Here is a 19,260-nt window from a genome sequence, read left to right as displayed (position 1 = left end):
TGCTCTCTCCTACTTTACACACTTACCGCTAGACGCGATTCTGTGCGAGGAACTTATGCAAGATATACCTCATAAACGGCACCGTGGTGATAAACGTCAGCACATCGGAAACCGTTTGCGCCACTTCCACGCCAGTGACGCCCATGAATTGCGGCAAGATCAGCACGACCGGAGCCAAATACAATCCCGTGCGGCAGACCGCGAGGAATGAGGCGATACCGGTTTTGCCAAGCGTCTGACTGATCATATTGCCCATCATGTTCACGCCGTTCAGCGCCACCGACAGGCATTCGAAGTGCAGCGCGGCAACGCCTACCGACACCACGGCCGGGTCGGAGCGGAAGATCTCTACGAGCTGTGGCGCAATCACCCAAATCAGCGCTCCAAGCACCACCAGCACGGCGGTCGATAGCTTGACGCAGAACCAGAAGCCTTCACGCACGCGCGCAAACTTGCCGGCGCCATAGTTGTAGCCGCATACCGGCTGGAATCCTTGGCCGAGACCGATGATCACCGAATTGACGCCGAGCATGATGCGCATCACGATGGCCATGCCGGCGATGGCCGCGTCACCGAACGGATTGGCGGCGATGTTCACGCATGTGGTGGCTATCGAACCTGCACTTTGGCGGATCAGCGATGGCAGACCACCGCCCAGAATCTCACGCAACAGCAGCGGATCCGGTTTGAAGTTGCGCAGCGAAAGCTTCAGCACGCCAAACTTCGCACTCATCACCACAAGAATGATGAAGCTCACCGTCTGGCAGATGCCGGTGGCGAGGCCGGCACCGAAAATGCCCATGTCAAGCACAAAAATGAACAGTGGCGCCAACAGGAAGTTCAGCAACGAACCGGTGACCAGACCGATCATGCCGTATGCCGATTGCCCTTGGTATCGCAGCAATCCGTTCAGCGCGAACGATCCGCATACGCAAGGTGCGGCCACCAGGATCGGCGTCAGATATTGCACGGCATAAGGGGCAATGGTGGCAGTGGATCCCAGTAGCATGACCAGAGGCCGCAGAGTCGCCAGACAGATGATGGCCACGAGCAGACCGAAGCTGAATGCCGCCACGAATCCAATGGCCAGCAATTTGGATGCGCGGTCGATGTCGCGCTTGCCGAGCTCGCGGCTGAGCGAATTACCGGCACCCTGGCCGCAGAAGAAACCCAGCGCCTGCAGTACGGTCATGATGGAGAAGGCGATGCCAATCGCACCCGATTGTGAGGTACCCAGCTGGCCAATGAAAAACGTATCGGTCAGATTGTAGGCGGTAGTCACCAGGTTGGAGACGACCGCCGGCACGCTCAGCGTCAGAATCAGCGAGGGAATCGGCTGTTCGGTCATCTGATGGTACTTTGCGTCCGCATTCGCGCGTTTGATGCCATGTACCTGATTCACGCCGGTTATCCTACTCCCCTGCCGCACCTAAGCTCTCTTATTCGCCCGCCATACGAGGCATATGCTGTATCAGCAACGCACTTTTCGCGCAAAAAGTACTGTGATCGCAGCACTTCCGCGGCTCAGCGCACGCTGAGATACCTGCCGGTGATACTCACGGGATCAGATGCAATCTGTTCCGGCGTACCAGTGGCTATGATGCGTCCGCCCGCTTCTCCACCGCCCGGTCCCAGATCAATCACCCAGTCGGCATTAGCGATGACATCCAAGTCATGTTCGATGACCACTACCGTGGCACCGCTTGCCATCAACCGGTCGAATACACCGAGCAACACCTGCACATCGAGGGGATGAAGGCCGATGGTCGGCTCGTCGAAAACAAACACCGCGTCGGATTGCGCACGACCCATCTCACTGGCGAGCTTCAATCGCTGCGCCTCGCCGCCGGAAAGGGATGGCGTGGGTTCGCCAAGAGTCAGATAGCCAAGCCCCAAATCATGCAAGGTGATAAGGCGTGCATGCACTTTTCGCATATCAGCGGTCACGGCCAGCGCCTCGTCCACGCTCATGGACATCAGTTGCGGCAGTGTTAGCAAGCGCGACACCTCGAAAACATCCGAGGTAACAGCGTTACCGCTTTCGTCTGCCACATTCTTCGCAGTCTTTCGACCGGTTGAGGATTTCGCAGCTTTCACCTGCCGATGAATGGTGCTGGCTTCCGGCGCATAACGCGAGCCCTGGCAGTCTGGGCAGGCAATGGTCACATCCGGCAGAAACTGCACATCGAGCGAAATCGAACCGGTACCATCGCAGGTTGGGCAGCGCAACCGGCCGGTGTTATAGGAAAAGTCGCCGGCCTTATAACCAGCCGCTTTGGCTTCCTCGCAACGTGCGAATGCTCGGCGCAGCTCATCATGGATGCCAGCATACGTGGCCACAGTGGAACGCACATTCGCGCCGATGGGCGTGGCGTCGATGAGATTGGCGCGTGTTATACCGTCCGCCTGCAACGCATGCACATGCTTCGGCAATGATTCACCGGCGGCCGCGGCTTTCAGCGCTGGAATCAGCGACTCCAGCACCATCGTGGTTTTCCCAGAACCGGAAACACCGGTGACGGCCACTAATCGGCCGCGCGGAATATCCACGGTCAATGGCTTGACCGTATGCAGCGAACCGGTCTCCATGTGAATACGTCCGTTGGCGAACATGCTTGATTCCGTTGATGCTGCTTCAGGTCGGCTTGGCTGCGGCATCGTTTCGGAAGAATCATCGTGGACAGCAACTCGCGCGCGAATCCGTTGCTGCCCGTCTTCGCTCAAGAAAGGCGCAATACGGCTGTTCGCATTATGCGCCACCTCACTAACCGCACCCTGTGCAATCACATAGCCACCGCCGGCACCGGCGACCGGCCCCATTTCGATGAGATGGTCCGCGGCTTTGAGCACGCGCACATCATGGTCGACCACGACCACGGAATTGCCGTCCGCCACCAGATCATGCATCACGCCAAGCAGACCGTCTACATTCGAGGGATGTAGCCCGATGGACGGCTCGTCCAGCACATACAGCACGCCGGTGGTGCGGTTGCGCACGGCACGCGCCAACTGCACGCGCTGGCGTTCGCCGGTGGACAAAGTGGAACCGGCACGATCCAGTGCAAGATACCCAAGCCCGAGCTCGAGCAGCCGCTTCGCCACATCGAGGAAAGACTCACAAATATTGGTGGCCATCGGGCGCATGTCAACCGGCAATGATTCCGGCACACCGTGCATCCAAGCCACCGCATCATCCAAGGTCATAGCCGTGGCTTGCGCCAGATTAATACCACGAATTTCAGGCCCTCGGGCCGCCGAGCTCAGCCTCGTACCACCACAGTCATGGCATGGCTTTTCTTCCAGAAACCTCGCCACACGCTTCAAACCCTGCTCATCCTTGGCTTTGGCGAGCGCGTTTTCCACCGTGTAGACCGCGTTGTAGTAGGTGAAGTCCAGTTCAGCGAAATCGTCACCTTTCTTTGGCCGGTACAGAATATGCTTTTTGACTGCCGGACCATTGAAGACGATATCGCGCTCTTCAGGTGTCAATTCTTTGAACGGCACATTGGTGCGCACGCCCATCGCACCGCACACCTGCTTCATCAGATCCCACATCAGGGAACCCCACGGCAACACCGCACCGTCATCGATGCTTTTTGACTCATCTGGCACCAAGGCCGCACGGTTCACTTCGCGCACAATGCCGGTGCCTGAGCAGGTAGGGCATGCGCCAGCTGAATTGAATGCCAATGATTCTGCGCCCGGAGCTTGGAATTCCTTGCCGCAACTAATACAGATCATCGGCAGTTCAGCTGCCACATTCAGCGTGGGTTTTTGGCGCGCGCCGCAATATGGACAGACATGTGATGCGCAGCGGGAGAACAGCAATCGCAAGCTATTGAGCAGTTCGGTCATTGTGCCGAACGTTGAGCGAATGCCGGGAACTGCCGGCCGCTGATGCAGGGCAAGCGCAGCCGGCACATGCAACACTTCGTCGACTTGCGCGCGGGAGGCCTGGGTCAAACGGCGACGCGTGTATGTGGAGAGGGCTTCGAGATATCGCCGGGAGCCTTCCGCGTAGAGCACGCCTAATGCCAGGGAGCTTTTGCCTGAACCGGAGACGCCGGCGATGCCAACCAGCTCGCCCAACGGCACATCGACGTTGATGTTTTTAAGGTTATGCACGCGGGCGCCGCGCACTTCTATTGTAGTTGGCTTCTGCTGCTGCCCTTGTGTCATGAAGCTCCCCTCCCTCCCCCGCAGCGAATGGTTCTCATTAACAACCGTGCGGGGATTGACGCACTCTCAAACGAACATCGTAACCGCATTTTCCCTGCGATTCCAACGATGGTAGCAATGCGCTTTTGTTCGATTGTGTGCGTAATCCCTGCACGGTTGTTAATGAGAATGATTCGCTGCGCGGTTACTCAGAAGGAAAAACGCTCCCTGATCTGCGCCGCCGTGCCATAGGATGCTTGGGCACCGTAACCGGTGGCCGCATAGGCGGACACATATGATGCCAGGCTGGCCGCCTCGCGCAGCGCAAAACCAGAGGCAAGCCCCGCCAGCACAGTACCCATGAATGAGTCGCCGCACCCGGTGGTATCCACAGCATCCACCTTCACCGGCGCAATACGCGTGCATGCGGAATCCAGTACCATCGATCCATCACCGCCTAAAGTGACTATCGCCTGCTTGAACCCGTATTCGTGCATGCGCTGCCGTGCGGTCTCCCAGTCAAACGTTGACCAATCATCATTCTCAGGCTCTGCAATCCCTAGCAATTGCACCATTTCATGTTCGTTAACCAACAGCACATCAGCAGCTTCGATGAGCTCAGCTGGCAAAACCGGCGTGAACGGTGAATTATTGAGCAGTACCTTGACTCCGGCCTCATGACACATGCGTGCCGCCGCAGTCACAGCTTCCATCGGACTTTCCAAACACAGTCCGAGCACACTGGCGCCGGTCAATGCCTCGCGTGAGGCTTCAATATAGTCCGCTGTGACTTGTGCATTGGAACCCGGTGAATACACGATGGCGTTCTCCCCTGCCGCGTCCACCATAATGACGGTGGTGCCGCTCGGTCCAGCCACGCGACGCACATTGGCAGTGTCTACGCCAGCATCGTCTAAGGCTCCCAGCAGAAAATCAGCGTTGCTATCCGAGCCGACCGCGCCAAATATGCGCACATTGGCACCTATACGCGCTGCTGCAGCAGCTTGATTGCCGGACTTGCCGCCAGGCAAGATCTGCAATGGTCCGCCTGCAACCGTCTCTCCCGGGCCGGGAAGACGTTGTGCGGCAACGGTGTAGTCAGCGTTCATTGAGCCAACCACGCTGACCGAACCGTGAATATGGTCGAGCAAGGCAAGCACATCATTATTGGAAGAGGTAGTGGAAGAGAAGAAAGAAGAAACAGAATCAGACATGAGAGTTGCCTTTTCGTGAGGTGAATTGATTGGGAAACTGAGTGATTTTCGCATGAGAACGGCCGTTGAACCGGATATAAGACCGGCCCAACGGCCTTGATATGGCTACTATATTCGGCCGTAGTATCACAGCCGTCCGATGGTTGATCGGAAGTATTGCTTACTTATCGGTGTAGATCTTCTTGCGGAAGGCGAAGAACACAATCAGACCGAGGATCGGCGCGCAGCCGGCGAGAATCAGGATGTTGGAGTAGCTGGCGGCCGCACCGGAGGCTCCAATCACGCTGAATCCGGAGAATGCTTGCGAACCCATGAGGCTGGAGAACAGTGCGATGCCGATGGAGGGGCTGACGTTCATGGCCAGATCGTTCATGCCCACGCCGCGGCCGGACTCGTCAGCGGACAGCGTACCAAGCACGGTGGTAACGACCGGCGAGTACATGAGGCCGCAGCCTGCGTAGAAGAAGCATGCGCACAGGGTGAGCACCACGAATCCGGAGTTGACAGCCAGACCGGAGGCGATGAAACCGACCGCCATCAGTGTGCCGGCAATGGGCAGGGCACGCTGGATGCCGATTTTGCCTACGATGCCGCCCGAGCAGATGCCGAATGCAGCGGCCACGAGGAAGGCGAACACGATGTGCAGGGAGACCTGCGTGGTGGTCATACCGTAGATGTTGGTGCCGATGGCGTTGAACATCGGGGAGATGAAGTAGTTGGTGAAGTAGAACACCAGAATCAGGCTGATGGCGCACAGCCAACGCTTGTTCTTGAAGAATTCCGGAGTCACGAACGGCTTGGCAGCCTTGGTGATGTACACGGCGAAGACCACGAACAGTGCGATGGCCACGGCGAGCATCCACCATGCCATGTAGGAGAAGAACAGGGTGAGGAATGCGGTGGCCACGCCGAAGATGGTGAAGCCGAGCCAATCGACTTTCTCGCCATTGCCCTGCTTGTCCGGCAGGTTCTTGAGCAGCAGCGGCAGGAAGACGATGGTGACGGAAGGAATGAGGAACAGGTATTGCCATGCGATGGAGCTCAGGATGCCGGCAGCGAATACGCCAATGGATGCGGACAGCTGGTAGCCGGCAGTGAACAGGCCGAAGAAAATCACCTTGAGCGATGGCTTCAGGTACTTGCTGGCCACCACGAGGAACGCGGAACCGGCCACCTGCTCGCCTGCGGTCTGCAGGACGCGGGCGATGATTACGGTCCACAGGTTCGCGGCAAAGAAGAAGTTGGCCACGAAGCCGAAAATCGAGCCAATGAACAGGGTGATCAGACCAACGACCACGAGCTTCTTCAGGGAGACGAAATCACCAAGGGAGCCGTAGATGAAGCAGACGATGCCGAGCACGATGCCGGGGATGGCAGTGATCAGCGAGGCCTGCGCTGGTGCGCCGACGTCTGCACCGACTTGGGTGAAGACCAAGTTGAAGCCCTGCAGACACAGGGTGCCGAGAATGAAGGTGATGAGCAGCGGAATCAGGGCCTTGACGGCCATGCTGCTGCTGGTTTCCGGATCGGCCCACGGATCAGCGGATGCGTTTGCAGGCACAGTTGCGGTATTCGACATGATTGAAGTCCTTATATATATGCGATGGTGGTATTACTCGGCGGCCTTGGCGAGGTTAGTGATGCGGGTCATGAATTCGTTGAGGAAGCGCGGCACATCAACCTGCACGGCGGCCTTGGTGGTGTCAGCCGGTTCGCTCAAGCGGGTTTCGTCTCCGATGGTACGGCCGCGGGTCGGGACTTCCAGATCGACCTTCATATTGAGTGGCAGCAGGGTGACAAGACTTGGGTCGATGGCCACCGCCACAGCGAGCGGATCATGCAGACCGCAGCCACCGAGGTGTGGCGACGTGGTCTCATAGGCTTTGATATAGAAGTCGGTCATATCCGCGAGGAAGTTGCCGGCCTTGGTACCGAGATCACGCCACTGCTGGGTTTCCTTATAGGTCAGCAGCGTGCGCAGCGTTACGTCGAGGCCGACCATAGTGACAGGAGCACCTGAATGGAACAGTTCGTTCGCGGCTTCCGGATCTTGGGAAATGTTGGCTTCCATGCAAGCGTTGCAGTTGCCCGGTACGGTCAGTGCGCCACCCATGAGCACGATATTGCCGATTTCATCCTTGATTTCGGGAACTTTCTTTAGAGCTGCGGCAATGTTGGTCATTGGACCGGTGGGTACGTAGATCAAATCCTTACCGTAGGTCTTTACTGCATCGATGATGAAGTCGACCGCGGATTCGGTTTCCGGCTGACGCGGAGAATCCGGGATTTCGACTTCTCCAATGCCGTTCTTGCCGTGGATGAAAGCGGAAATGTCGAGCACTTCAAAGGAATCGGTAGTGCTGGAATGCGGCAAGCCCTTATACACCTTGACTTCCGGATGACCCAGCAGATCGGTGATAGCCAGTGCATTGCGTACACCTTGATCGAGCAGCACATTGCCGTACGTACCAGTGATGCCGATGAGTTCGACCTCCGGGCTGCCCAGTGCATAGGAGATGGCAAGCGCGTCATCTACACCGGTATCGAGATCGAGAATGAGCTTCTTCATTGAGTGCCTTTCTTCATTGATGGCGTTAAACCGGTCTTCCGCGACCGGTGATGATGGGCGTTGTGGTCTAGCCCGAAAGCTTTGATTTAACGTTTTATCATCTGACAACATCAAAGATAAAACGTTAAATCAATATTGTCAAATAACCATTGCCCTTTTCAGCGTGTTGCATATCAGCACGACAGCACTCAGCCTATACACATATAGGCTGCCCCAGCCGTCATTCTTGCTAGCCGGTGCGTCAATCAGGAAATCCATAGAGGCCCAACATCATACGACTGCGACACCGCATGATCCGCGCATATGCAATACCGTGGGCACATAGTGCGTATGCGCAGCCACTTCAGTTCCCGAAGCGATACGCCGTATCAGCATCTCAACGCCAAGCCGGCCCATCGCATCGGCCTGCTGAGAGATCACGGATACTTGCGGAACCATCAAACGAAATGCCTCGATGTCATCGAACGAAATCAGCGACACCGCATCGCCGATGGCAATGCCACGTTCCTGAAGCAGCCCCAACATGGTGATGGCATCCGGAGAATACGCACAGATAATGGCCGTAACCCCCGCATTGTTCAAACGCTCCAGAGCAGAAGATCTCGACTCGACCGTTGAATTACAGTCAACCACCACGCCGGTCCCGCCAGGAATCCGCTCTCGAATGGCAGCGGAAAACGCCTTCGCACGTTCGTTTACGCTGAACGACCCCAATGCGGAATGCGAAACAAATCCAATTGCCCTGTGCCCCAGCCCGGCCAGTCGTTCCAGAGCCTCCTCCAAACCAGGTTTGGGATCGGAAACCACAAACGGAACATTCTCCGCTCCCGGCACCAGACGATCCACAAACACCAACGGCAACTTACGCTCAATCAACAGTTGCAATCCTTGGGAAAGCCCACCTTGCGGCACTACGATGGCCCCATCGATACGCTGGCCGAGCAGACTGCGCAAGAACGCATCCTGCCTATCCACCCGTTCACCATAGGAACCAATCAACGTGGTAAAACCTCGTCTATACAGCTCCTCCTCCATCGAGGAAACCATGTCGGCGAAATACGGGTTGCGTAGGTCCGGTACCAGAAGTCCTACGGTTTGCGTGGCGGCCGAACGCATCGCACGAGCACGCTGGTCGGGCACATACCCCAATCGTTCGGCGGTCTGACGCACCAGTTCGCGCGTCTGCTGAGAGAAACGGCCTTTATCATGCAGAATCTGCGAAACCGCCGTAACGGAAACGCCGGCTTCCTGCGCAATATCTCGAATGGTCACGAATGCCATAAGGCCCTCCCCTACCTCAATATCAGTAGAGCACACTCCTGATGTAACGATACATCAATACCGTACCGGAATATCCTAGTACACATGCGCATACACATCGTATGACGCATATGCCGGCAAATCGTACGTCTCGATAGAAAACGCCTTGGCACTGCCCTGTGCGGGCTTGATCACATTGGTATTGCGCCCATATACGATCTGTCCCTGTTTATCACGCAAGACAAGCGTCACACTGATGTCGTCCGCATATAAGCCTTTGCCATTGTCATCATCACGCTCGCACACCACTTCCCCGCTGAAGGTCGTACCGCCCAAATCGATCTTGCGCGCTTTGACTCCCCGAACAGTGAACGACTCCGCGCCACCGGTATCCAACAAATCATCCGCTGATGGCTTCTCCACCGTGAATTCCACACTCGCCGGTTTCTCACCGTCCCCGGCCTGCCCTGCGAAATACGCAGTCTCTGAGGCATACACGATAGCGAACACCTGTGTATGCGAAAACATCACCGATCCATCGGCACTTTTACCGGTAACCGTGACCTGAGGGAACTGTACAGCATACGTAACATCCGTATTATGCAGCGCAAGCGCATATTCCACATACCCGTTTGGTGCCGACCATCCAGATTCGGTCAGTTCAAGAGGGTTATTCTGCAACGCTTCCTTCCCATCGTTACTGCCAGCTGACGATGAATCCGGCGAGGAATCGCCACCGTTCTTATCAGGAACCTTACCGGTTGAAGTTTGCGTATCGGAGCTCGATTGCGCAAGCCCACCGCCAAGATTCCCACGCAACAGCGCATATCCGGTAATGCCGCCGGCCACAATCAGCACCATTACCAGCACCGCAGCAATCCACATCACCCATCGTCTGCGCAAACGCCGCACCGTACCACTATGCGCTGCATCAGGCGCTTCCCCACTGCCGTACGCGCCTGCCGACCCAGCATTCGCGGAATACAGCAATCGACGCAAGGCTGCCGCATCCTGCGGTCGAGCACTTGGCTCAAACGCACATGCCTGCTGCACAATGAAGCGAATGCGCGAATCAACCACATCAGCATCCGCAAGCAGCCGCTCATAGTGATTCTTATCTGAAGGCTGCACACCGGTAACCAAAAATCCCAATACACATCCGATGGCGTACACATCGCTACGCGCATCAGTGGCCGCAAAACCATACTGCTCCGGAGCCGCAAAACCCCAAGTACCCAGCGTGGTCGTATCATGCGAGCGCGGCATACCGTTGGCTCCATCAGCGCCACTGTGTTCGCACGCAATGCCAAAATCGATAAGATGCACGCCGTCAGCAGCCATGATGATATTCGCCGGGGTGATGTCGCGGTGCACAATACCGCACCGATGCAATTCGTCTACCGCTTCGCACAATTGTGCAACAATGCGAATCGCCGCATCAGCAGATAAACGTCCGCGCTCGGCCATGTACTGTTCGAGCGTGACACCTTGCACATAATCGTAAATCACCACAAACCAGTCAGGCAGCTCATATGTGGCTTCAATCTGCGGCAAGCGTGGCGAACGGCATTCAGCAATCGTTGACCATAAGCGTCTGCGTGCGAATTGCAGAGGAATCTTTTTACGAACAAACGGGCCGGTGCCATCGAGCGTAACCAGCTCGGTAATGCCATACTGTCCGTTCGCCAACACTTGCTCAACATGGTAGGCATCGTCCAGCATCATGGCATGCATCGTTTGCATATCATCCATGACGTGCCCTCCCCCAGTGCCGCAATCGCTCAGTTTCTGGAGCATTGCAAACATTGCATGCTCCATATTTTCTCTATGCTAATCCACGCTCAGCAACGTCGGTTCGCCAAATCGATGCAGTTCATCATCCGTAGACGCCCGGTCGAAGCCCTGCTGCACACACCATAAGATAATGGCATCGCGCCGCTGCCGGCACCACAGCTCAGAGACACCGGCAAAACGCAGTACACGCTGGGTTTCTCTCACGTCGCACTGCAACCCGAACGCCAGCATAATCGCATGATCGCGCCCCGGCCTGCTCTTACCGGCGAAAATGTCATACACCACTGTGGCGTTCAGACCGAATGCACGAGCCACGTCAGCACGTTTCAAACCATGCCGAGCCAACAGAAACTGCAGATAATCAACCAGCTCGCGGTCCTTAATTTTCTCCTCATCCAGATATGCCTCGATGCTGTTGCTGGCAAGTAACCGGTCCAGTAGTTCTTCGGTAAGGATTTTCTCGCCTGAAGTACCGTTCGTTCTCATGCCTTCCTTTATACCGCTGTATTGCAGGCGAGCAGAGTCAGCCATCAAACAAATTCCTTGAAATTCAGTTGGCAACTGAGTAATTCAGCAGCCAGCTGAGGAATGCTGTTTGGTTCTACGCAATAATTTCCGCGAGATTAGTGGCTTTTGATTGGAAAGGAGAGAAGATACTATGACCAATCAATTCAATCAGCCGGCTCCGGCACAGCAGCCGAACGGGCAGCCCAGCCAACCCACTACGCCAATTGTGTATCCAAACGGACCTGCTAACCCTACAGGAATTCCAACGAATGGTCCCGCCATTCAGCAACCGAAACCGCATAAGAAGACTTCGAAACTTGCGGTTTTCGCCATCATTGTGGACGCAGTGTTCCTGCTGAGCACTTTCATCGGCATAAACTCTTGGAGCACACTGGTGGTCCTTGCGGTTTTGCCAGTATTGCTTTCCGGCTTCTCCTTGTATGTGACGCGTAAGGATGGCAAAGTTCAAGGCCGTGTACTCGCTTGGGTGGCAGTTGGTATTACCGTAGTGGCGCTGATTATCGGCGGCGTTGGCATTGTGCGCGCCGGCGCCAAGAGCGCAGCTGATGATGCCGCGTTCAAGGAATCCATGAAGGTGACGTGCAAAGCGTATAGCTGGCCGTCCTCTGACCTGGTCGCACAGCTGCCGCAACCGCAATCCACCACCGGTAAGATCGAAAGCGAAAGCTCCAGCCTATTCTCCATCTCCGTATGCGATACGGATTCCACTGCATATACGGCTTATATAAAGGCATTGCAGGACAAGGGTTTCACCGCCGACTATTCCAAGTCCGACGAGGCATTTACAGCTAAGAATGCAGCTGGCTACAGTGTGCATGCATCGGTGAATGAATACAACACGAATGTGATGGATATTTCCATCTATCCACCAGAGGACTCTTCAGGTTCCTCGGACTCCTCTACCGATGATTCCACTGCCTCTGATGATTCTGCGAACACCGACTCCAATGCGTCTTCCAGCCCATCCGAAAGTGATTTCAAGGCCGCAATGGATAGCTACGAGAAAACCATGAACGACTACGTGGACTTCATGAACAAGTACAACTCCGAAGGTCATCCGGTTTCCATGCTTGCCGACTACGCCAAGTGGACCAAGCAGTACAGCGACATGGTGCAAAAGTTCGATGCCGTGGACGATGGTTCGCTGACCGACGAAGAACTGCAGTACTACATCGAAGTGCAAACCCGAGTTAATCAGAAGCTCGGTACACTGCAGTAGCGACCGATACCGCAGCGAATCATTCTCAATAGCAAACGTGCGGGGATTGACACACCATCAAACGAACATCACAGTCATACCTTCCTCGTAATCCCAACGATGGAAGCAACGTGAGGATGTTCAAGTGCGTGTGCAATCCCCGCACAGTCGTTAATGAGAACCATTCGCTGCGGTAATTCAGAAGCGAATCAGGGACTTGATGACCTTGCGCTGATCCATTGCCTCATAAGCTTCCTGAATATGGTCGAGGTCGAACTCGGCGGTGAACACGCGACCGGGGTTGATTTCGCCCTTCACCACGGTGTCCAGCAGGCCGGACTGCAGATCGTAATGACGCACGGGAGCCGGGCCACCCTTGATACCGATGTTGCCGTAGAACGTGCCCTCGGCGCTGATTTCGACATCATGCGGCAGACCAACACGGCCGATCACGCCACCGCGGCGAATGAGACCGATGGCGGTGTCGAAGGACTGCTTGGAACCCACACATTCGAGCACGGCATCTGCGCCATAGCCGCCGGTCATCTCCAACACCTTGTCAATGGCGGCCTGATCGCGTTCAGCCACAATATCCGTGGCACCGAACTCACGGGCGACCGCGGCACGATCTTCGTGACGGCTCATCGCGATAATGCGCTTGGCACCGAGCATGTGCGCGGACAGCACGCCGCACAGGCCAACCGCACCATCACCCATTACCACGGCGGTGTCGCCGGGCTTGACTTCGGCGGAAACTGCTGCGTGGTAGCCAGTGGACATCACGTCAGCGATGGTCAGCAGCGAAGCGAGCGTGGCATCATCGTAATCCTCAGGAGAACCGGGCACCTTAACCACGGTGCCATCGGCTTCCGGTACGCGCACATATTCGGCCTGGCTGGCACCGAAGTAGCCACCGTGCGGGCATACGGATTCGAAACCGGCCTTGCACACCGGGCACTTGCCGCAGCTGTACGGGAAAGGCAGTACCACAAAATCACCGGACTTCACAGACGTGACTGCCGAACCCACTTCCTCGACCACGCCAATCGACTCATGACCAATCTGCGCGTGTTCGGGGTGCGGGCTCAACCCACGGAAATACCACAGATCGGAACCGCACACACAAGCACGCACAACACGCACAACCGCATCATCATCCTGTTCAAGGCGTGCCTTCGGCACCTCTTCCACAGCCATCTGTCCAGGCTTGACAAAGATGGCAGCTTTCATGGTCTCGCTCATTGTTGCTCCTTTGATTATTGATATTGACTCCTATTGAACAACTATTCGATAGCAATATCCAATACCCATTGACCATGCACAGCTATGCCTAAGACTTATGTCCCACTGCTAATTCATACAAATTTGATACAGGTGTAAGCATGCGTCACATACAAGAAATCCCCTCCGAGTTTCCTCGAAGGGGATTTCCTATAACGCTAGTTCAAACGTAGATTCTTGCGTGATTCAGTGAATCAGGCGAGGATCTTGGTCACACGACCGGAGCCAACGGTGTGGCCACCTTCGCGCACTGCGAAGGTCAGGCCTTCCTCCATTGCGATGGGCTGAATCAGCTCAACGGTGAAGGTAGCGTGGTCGCCCGGCTGAACCATCTCGACGCCTTCCGGCAGCTCGATGACGCCGGTGACGTCGGTGGTGCGGAAGTAGAACTGCGGACGGTAGTTGGAGAAGAACGGCGAGTGACGGCCGCCCTCGTCCTTGGTCAGCACGTAGACTTCGCCCTCGAACTTGGTGTGCGGGGTGACGGAGCCCGGCTTGGCCACAACCTGGCCACGCTCGACATCGTCACGGCCGAGACCACGCAGCAGCAGACCGGTGTTGTCGCCAGCCTCGCAGGCGTCCATGGTCTTGTGGAAGGTCTCGATGGAGGTGACGGTGGTCTGCTGGGTCGGACGAATACCGACGATCTCGACCGGGGTGTTGACGGCCAGCTGGCCACGCTCGACACGACCGGTGACAACGGTACCACGGCCGGAGATGGTGAAGACGTCCTCGATAGGCATCAGGAACGGCTTGTCCAGGTCGTGAACCGGGGTCGGAATGTACTCGTCGACAGCGTCCATGAGCTTCTTGACCTGCTCAACCCACTTCTCGTGGTCCGGAGCGTCATCATGCAGAGCGCCGTAAGCGGAGACGCGGATGATCGGGCAGTCGCGATCGAAGCCGTTCTCGTCGAGAAGGTCACGGACCTCTTCCTCAACGAGCTCGATGAGCTCTTCGTCCTCGACCATATCGCACTTGTTCAGAGCGACGAGAATCTTCGGAACGCCCACCTGACGAGCGAGCAGAACGTGCTCGCGAGTCTGAGCCATCGGGCCGTCGGTGGCGGCCACAACGAGGATAGCGCCATCCATCTGGGCAGCACCGGTGATCATGTTCTTCACGAAGTCGGCGTGGCCCGGGCAGTCGACGTGAGCGTAGTGACGCTTAGCGGTCTGGTACTCGATGTGGGCGATGTTGATGGTGATACCGCGGGCGGCCTCTTCCGGAGCGGAATCGATCTGGTTGAAGTCGTACTCCGGGTTGACATCCGGGAACTCCTCGTGCAGCACCTTGGAGATGGCGGCAGTCAGGGTAGTCTTACCGTGATCGACGTGGCCGATGGTACCAATGTTAACGTGCGGCTTAGTACGCTCGTACTTTTCCTTTGCCATTACTCTTGTCCTCCTGGACGTCTCGTGAGTTTCCTACGCCCTTTCGCGTAGGCACTCGCTCTATTCTACTGGGTTTCTGGGTTATGTGCCACTTTGAAGAGCCAGAACCCAGTCAGCGGTACACGATATTACCGCTGACTGGAGACACTAGCGAACTTCAGTTAGTGGCGCGTGTCACTCGCCGCGCTGAGCCTTGATGATCTCTTCAGCGACGCTCTTCGGGACCTCATCGTAGGAGTCCATCTCCATGGTGAACATGGCGCGGCCCTGGGTCTTGGAGCGCAGATCGCCGATGTAGCCGAACATCTCGGACAGCGGGACCTTGGCGTCGATGACCTTGACGCCGATGGCGTCGGTCATGGACTGGATGTTGCCACGACGCTGGTTCAGATCGCCGATGACTTCGCCCATGTACTCTTCCGGAGTACGGACCTCGACCTTCATGATAGGTTCGAGGATGACCGGCTTAGCCTTCGGAGCAGCCTCCTTGAAGCACATGGAGCCTGCGAGCTTGAAGGCCATTTCGGAGGAATCGACCGGGTGCATCTGGCCGTCGGTGACGGTAGCCTTGACGCCCACAACCGGGAAGCCGGCGAGAATACCGGATTCCATAGCTTCCTTGACGCCAGCCTCGATGGACGGGATGAACTCCTGGGAAATGTGGCCACCGGTGACGGCGTTCTCGAACTCGAAGGTCTTGCCTTCGGTGGTGTCGAGCGGCTCGAAGTTCATCAGGACCTTTGCGAACTGGCCGGAACCACCGGTCTGCTTCTTGTGGGTGTAACCCTGGTCCATGACGGCCTTGCGGATGGTCTCGCGGTAGGCAACCTGCGGCTTGCCCTGGTTGCACTCGACCTTGAACTCACGACGCATACGGTCAACGATGATGTCGAGCTGGAGCTCGCCCATACCTGCGATCAGGGTCTGGCCGGACTCTTCGTCGGTGGTGACCTGGAAGGTCGGATCCTCTTCAGCCAGCTTGGCCAGAGCGATGCCCATCTTCTCCTGATCGGCCTTGGTCTTCGGCTCAACGGCAACCTGGATCACCGGATCCGGGAAGGTCATGGAGTCGAGGGTGATCGGCTCGTCGATGGCGCACAGGGTGTCACCGGTGGTGACGTTCTTCAGGCCCACGAAGGTGTAGATGTTGCCGGCATCGGCCACATCCATCGGGTTCTCCTTATCGGCGTGCATCTGGAAGATCTTGCCGATACGTTCCTTCTTCTCGCGGGTGGAGTCCAGCACGGTGTCGCCAGGCTTGACGGAACCGGAGTAGACGCGCACGAACACGAGCTTGCCGTAGAACGGGTGGGTGGAAATCTTGAAGACCAGTGCGGAGAACGGATCGGACTTCGTCGGGTGACGATCGATCTCGACGGACTCATCGCCCGGCTTATAGCCCTTGATAGCCGGCACGTCTTCAGGAGACGGCAGGTAATCAACAACGGCGTCCAGCATCGGCTGAACACCCTTGTCCTTGAAGGCGGAGCCGCAGAAGACCGGGAAGGCCTTCTTGGCAATCGTCAGCTGACGAATACCAGCGCGGACCTCTTCCTTGGAGAGGTCACCTTCCTCGAAGAACTTGTCCATCAGCTCGTCGTTAGCCTCAGCAGCGGCCTCAACAAGCTTCTCGTGGTATTCCTCAGCCTTGTCCTTGAGGTCCTCCGGGATCTCAGTGGTGTCGTACTTAGCGCCGAGGCCCTCGGTACCGTTCCAGACGTAGGCCTTCATTTCAACCAGGTCGACAACACCGGCGAAGTCGTTCTCAGCGCCGATCGGCAGCTGCATAACGATCGGGTTAGCACCCAGCTTCTCCTTGATGGTGTCGACGGAGTAGTAGAAGTTGGCGCCCAGCTTATCCATCTTGTTGACGAAGCAGATACGCGGAACGCTGTACTTATCAGCCTGACGCCACACGGTCTCAGACTGCGGCTCCACACCTTCCTTGCCGTCGAACACGGCAACGGCACCATCGAGCACGCGCAGGGAGCGCTCCACCTCGGCCGTGAAGTCCACGTGGCCAGGGGTATCGATGATGTTGATCTGGAACTTGTCCTTGGTGTCGTGAGTCTGACGGTTCCAGAAGCAGGTGGTAGCAGCAGACTGAATGGTGATGCCGCGTTCCTGCTCCTGAGCCATGAAGTCCATGGTGGCTGCGCCATCGTGAACCTCACCGATCTTGTAGCTCTTACCGGTGTAGAACAGAATTCGCTCGGTAGTGGTGGTCTTACCGGCATCGATGTGAGCCATGATGCCGATATTGCGGACGTCGTGAAGGTCCGAAATCTCTTGAGCCATCGTTATTCCTTATTCTCCTGGATTAATTACCAGCGGTAATGAGCGAAGGCCTTGTTGGCCTCTGCCATCTTATGAGTATCCTCGCGGCGCTTGACAGAAGCACCGAGGCCGTTGGAAGCGTCCAGAATCTCGTTGGCGAGACGCTCGGCCATAGTCTTCTCACGACGAGCGCGGGAGAAGTCGGTCAGCCAGCGCAGAGACAGGGTGTTAGCGCGGTTCGGCTTGACCTCGACCGGCACCTGGTAGGTAGCGCCACCGACACGGCGGGAGCGAACCTCGAGGGACGGACGGATGTTGTCCAGGGCGCGCTTCAGAACAGCGACCGGCTCCTGGTCGGACTTCTCCTTGACCATGTCGAGAGCGGAGTACACGATGTCCTCGGCGATCGACTTCTTGCCGTCAAGCAGAATCTTGTTGATGAGCTGCGCCACCACGGTGGAACCGTAGATCGGATCGGGCAGCACGACGTGCTTCTTGGAAGGTCCCTTACGTGACATATCTCTTACTTCGCCTTCTTTGCTCCATACAGGGAACGACCCTGCTTACGGTCCTTGACGCCCTGGGTATCGAGTGCACCACGCACGATGTGGTAACGCACACCCGGCAGATCCTTCACACGGCCGCCGCGCACGAGCACGATGGAGTGCTCCTGCAGGTTGTGGCCTTCGCCCGGAATGTAGGCGGTGACTTCGATGCCGGAGGACAGGCGCACACGGGCAACCTTACGCAGAGCCGAGTTCGGCTTCTTCGGGGTGGTGGTGTAGACACGGGTGCACACGCCACGACGCAGCGGGCTTCCCTTCAGTGCCAAAGTCTTGGACTTCTTCGGCTTTGCCTGACGTCCCTTACGGACGAGCTGTTCAATAGTAGGCAACTTGAATTCTCCGATTCAGTGGTTTCTCTTACTTTCGTGTGACCGCCGCACTGCGCCCACACTTTTCACTGAATCGCTCTCACGCGTATTAAATCCGCGTCTGACGAATAGTCAAAAGTTAGCCCAGTCCACCGGCCCGATGGCCTCCCCGCCTCCCGCGTTCGCATTGCTGCGTGCGATCATCGACTTGAAGGATATCCCAGCGCGCACACCTGTTACATAAGGCATGCCGTTGGCACACACGAATATCTATATTACGGATTGGCCAGACAACGACGCGCCGGATCAATCCGCAATTGACCACTGGATGGTTGAGGTATCCGTTGTTCGACACACTCAAGGCCGTTCGGCCAAGCCTACGGTCTCACAACGGTTACCCCAACCATCCAGCTCCGTGTGGATTATGAACTTTCCCCACAATTCCCCCAAACAGCAGATGCCCCCGAGGAGTCCATGTCACTCGGGGGCACCGCCAAGGAGGGAAACACCATTACTTAACTAGCTATCACCTAATTAACTACTGTTGCCTGTTGGTTGTTCTGTTATGGAAACCGCTTGCGGAACCGGCATCCTCGCCGTTTCTTTTCAATGTTTTCCGCGGTTCCCAGTATAGCAAAACCGCTCCTGCAAAACGCCCGATACATCAATCGGGAGTAAGCAGGAGCGGTTCAGAGATCAATCAGTCTGAAGCG

14 protein-coding genes are annotated in these 19,260 nt (G+C 56.7%); 1 reads left to right on the top strand and 13 read right to left on the bottom strand.

Features of this window, described 5'->3' with window-relative positions; all coding sequences use genetic code 11:
* Positions 1–28: 28 nt before the first annotated feature.
* The 8 genes from BISA_RS00825 to BISA_RS00790 all read right to left on the bottom strand — a co-directional run bounded on the left by BISA_RS00825 (position 29) and on the right by BISA_RS00790 (position 11,481).
* On the bottom strand, positions 29–1,348 hold the full coding sequence (locus BISA_RS00825; protein ID WP_420308617.1) for an MATE family efflux transporter: 1,320 nt from the start codon (positions 1,346–1,348) through the stop codon (positions 29–31).
* Positions 1,349–1,524: 176 nt separating this feature from the next.
* Positions 1,525–4,179: an excinuclease ABC subunit UvrA gene (locus tag BISA_RS00820; protein ID WP_033889615.1), complete on the bottom strand. Its 2,655-nt coding sequence runs from the start codon at positions 4,177–4,179 to the stop codon at positions 1,525–1,527.
* Between the two features lie 188 nt (positions 4,180–4,367).
* The gene (locus BISA_RS00815; RefSeq protein WP_051917246.1) at positions 4,368–5,372 is read right to left on the bottom strand and encodes a ribokinase; all 1,005 of its coding nucleotides are present in this window, start codon (positions 5,370–5,372) and stop codon (positions 4,368–4,370) included.
* Between the two features lie 160 nt (positions 5,373–5,532).
* Positions 5,533–6,951: an MFS transporter gene (locus tag BISA_RS00810; RefSeq protein ID WP_033889614.1), complete on the bottom strand. Its 1,419-nt coding sequence runs from the start codon at positions 6,949–6,951 to the stop codon at positions 5,533–5,535.
* A gap of 33 nt (positions 6,952–6,984) precedes the next feature.
* Entirely contained in the window at positions 6,985–7,941 is a 957-nt protein-coding gene (locus tag BISA_RS00805; protein WP_033889613.1) for a nucleoside hydrolase, read from the bottom strand.
* Positions 7,942–8,211: 270 nt separating this feature from the next.
* Positions 8,212–9,222 (bottom strand): LacI family DNA-binding transcriptional regulator, encoded by a 1,011-nt coding sequence (locus BISA_RS00800; protein WP_033889612.1) that lies wholly within the window; start codon positions 9,220–9,222, stop codon positions 8,212–8,214.
* A 75-nt stretch (positions 9,223–9,297) separates the two neighbouring features.
* Positions 9,298–10,953: a serine/threonine protein kinase gene (locus tag BISA_RS00795; RefSeq protein WP_033889778.1), complete on the bottom strand. Its 1,656-nt coding sequence runs from the start codon at positions 10,951–10,953 to the stop codon at positions 9,298–9,300.
* A gap of 78 nt (positions 10,954–11,031) precedes the next feature.
* Complete coding sequence (locus tag BISA_RS00790; protein ID WP_033889777.1) at positions 11,032–11,481, bottom strand: helix-turn-helix domain-containing protein; 450 nt, start codon at positions 11,479–11,481, stop codon at positions 11,032–11,034.
* Between the two features lie 172 nt (positions 11,482–11,653).
* On the opposite strand from BISA_RS00790, the gene BISA_RS00785 reads away from it, so the two are divergent.
* On the top strand, positions 11,654–12,742 hold the full coding sequence (locus BISA_RS00785; RefSeq protein WP_051917244.1) for a DUF6591 domain-containing protein: 1,089 nt from the start codon (positions 11,654–11,656) through the stop codon (positions 12,740–12,742).
* Positions 12,743–12,919: 177 nt separating this feature from the next.
* Here the strand turns inward: BISA_RS00785 and BISA_RS00780 are convergent, their stop codons facing one another.
* The 5 genes from BISA_RS00780 to rpsL form a co-directional block, all read right to left on the bottom strand.
* Positions 12,920–13,963 carry a zinc-dependent alcohol dehydrogenase family protein gene (locus BISA_RS00780; protein ID WP_033889610.1) on the bottom strand — a complete coding sequence of 348 codons (1,044 nt, stop codon included), beginning with the start codon at positions 13,961–13,963 and terminating at the stop codon, positions 12,920–12,922.
* 233 nt (positions 13,964–14,196) lie between these two features.
* On the bottom strand, positions 14,197–15,396 hold the full coding sequence (gene tuf / locus BISA_RS00775) for an elongation factor Tu (RefSeq protein ID WP_033889609.1): 1,200 nt from the start codon (positions 15,394–15,396) through the stop codon (positions 14,197–14,199).
* A 174-nt stretch (positions 15,397–15,570) separates the two neighbouring features.
* Positions 15,571–17,694, bottom strand: a complete 2,124-nt coding sequence (gene fusA, locus BISA_RS00770; RefSeq protein WP_033889608.1) for an elongation factor G — start codon at positions 17,692–17,694, stop codon at positions 15,571–15,573.
* 26 nt (positions 17,695–17,720) lie between these two features.
* Positions 17,721–18,191, bottom strand: a complete 471-nt coding sequence (rpsG, locus tag BISA_RS00765; protein ID WP_003828652.1) for a 30S ribosomal protein S7 — start codon at positions 18,189–18,191, stop codon at positions 17,721–17,723.
* Positions 18,192–18,196: 5 nt separating this feature from the next.
* Positions 18,197–18,568: a 30S ribosomal protein S12 gene (gene rpsL, locus BISA_RS00760; RefSeq protein ID WP_003813881.1), complete on the bottom strand. Its 372-nt coding sequence runs from the start codon at positions 18,566–18,568 to the stop codon at positions 18,197–18,199.
* Positions 18,569–19,260 lie beyond the last annotated feature (692 nt).

It is taken from the genome of Bifidobacterium saguini DSM 23967 (assembly GCF_000741715.1).
Lineage (GTDB): Bacteria > Actinomycetota > Actinomycetes > Actinomycetales > Bifidobacteriaceae > Bifidobacterium > Bifidobacterium saguini.
This window is presented reverse-complemented; position numbering and strand designations above follow the sequence as displayed.

Coding starts and splice junctions, on each gene's coding strand:
- BISA_RS00825 (WP_420308617.1), bottom strand. CDS start 1,348: ATGACCGAACAGCCGATTCCCTCGCTGATTCTGACGCTGAGCGTGCCG.
- BISA_RS00820 (WP_033889615.1), bottom strand. CDS start 4,179: ATGACACAAGGGCAGCAGCAGAAGCCAACTACAATAGAAGTGCGCGGC.
- BISA_RS00815 (WP_051917246.1), bottom strand. CDS start 5,372: ATGTCTGATTCTGTTTCTTCTTTCTTCTCTTCCACTACCTCTTCCAAT.
- BISA_RS00810 (WP_033889614.1), bottom strand. CDS start 6,951: ATGTCGAATACCGCAACTGTGCCTGCAAACGCATCCGCTGATCCGTGG.
- BISA_RS00805 (WP_033889613.1), bottom strand. CDS start 7,941: ATGAAGAAGCTCATTCTCGATCTCGATACCGGTGTAGATGACGCGCTT.
- BISA_RS00800 (WP_033889612.1), bottom strand. CDS start 9,222: ATGGCATTCGTGACCATTCGAGATATTGCGCAGGAAGCCGGCGTTTCC.
- BISA_RS00795 (WP_033889778.1), bottom strand. CDS start 10,953: ATGGATGATATGCAAACGATGCATGCCATGATGCTGGACGATGCCTAC.
- BISA_RS00790 (WP_033889777.1), bottom strand. CDS start 11,481: ATGAGAACGAACGGTACTTCAGGCGAGAAAATCCTTACCGAAGAACTA.
- BISA_RS00785 (WP_051917244.1), top strand. CDS start 11,654: ATGACCAATCAATTCAATCAGCCGGCTCCGGCACAGCAGCCGAACGGG.
- BISA_RS00780 (WP_033889610.1), bottom strand. CDS start 13,963: ATGAGCGAGACCATGAAAGCTGCCATCTTTGTCAAGCCTGGACAGATG.
- tuf (WP_033889609.1), bottom strand. CDS start 15,396: ATGGCAAAGGAAAAGTACGAGCGTACTAAGCCGCACGTTAACATTGGT.
- fusA (WP_033889608.1), bottom strand. CDS start 17,694: ATGGCTCAAGAGATTTCGGACCTTCACGACGTCCGCAATATCGGCATC.
- rpsG (WP_003828652.1), bottom strand. CDS start 18,191: ATGTCACGTAAGGGACCTTCCAAGAAGCACGTCGTGCTGCCCGATCCG.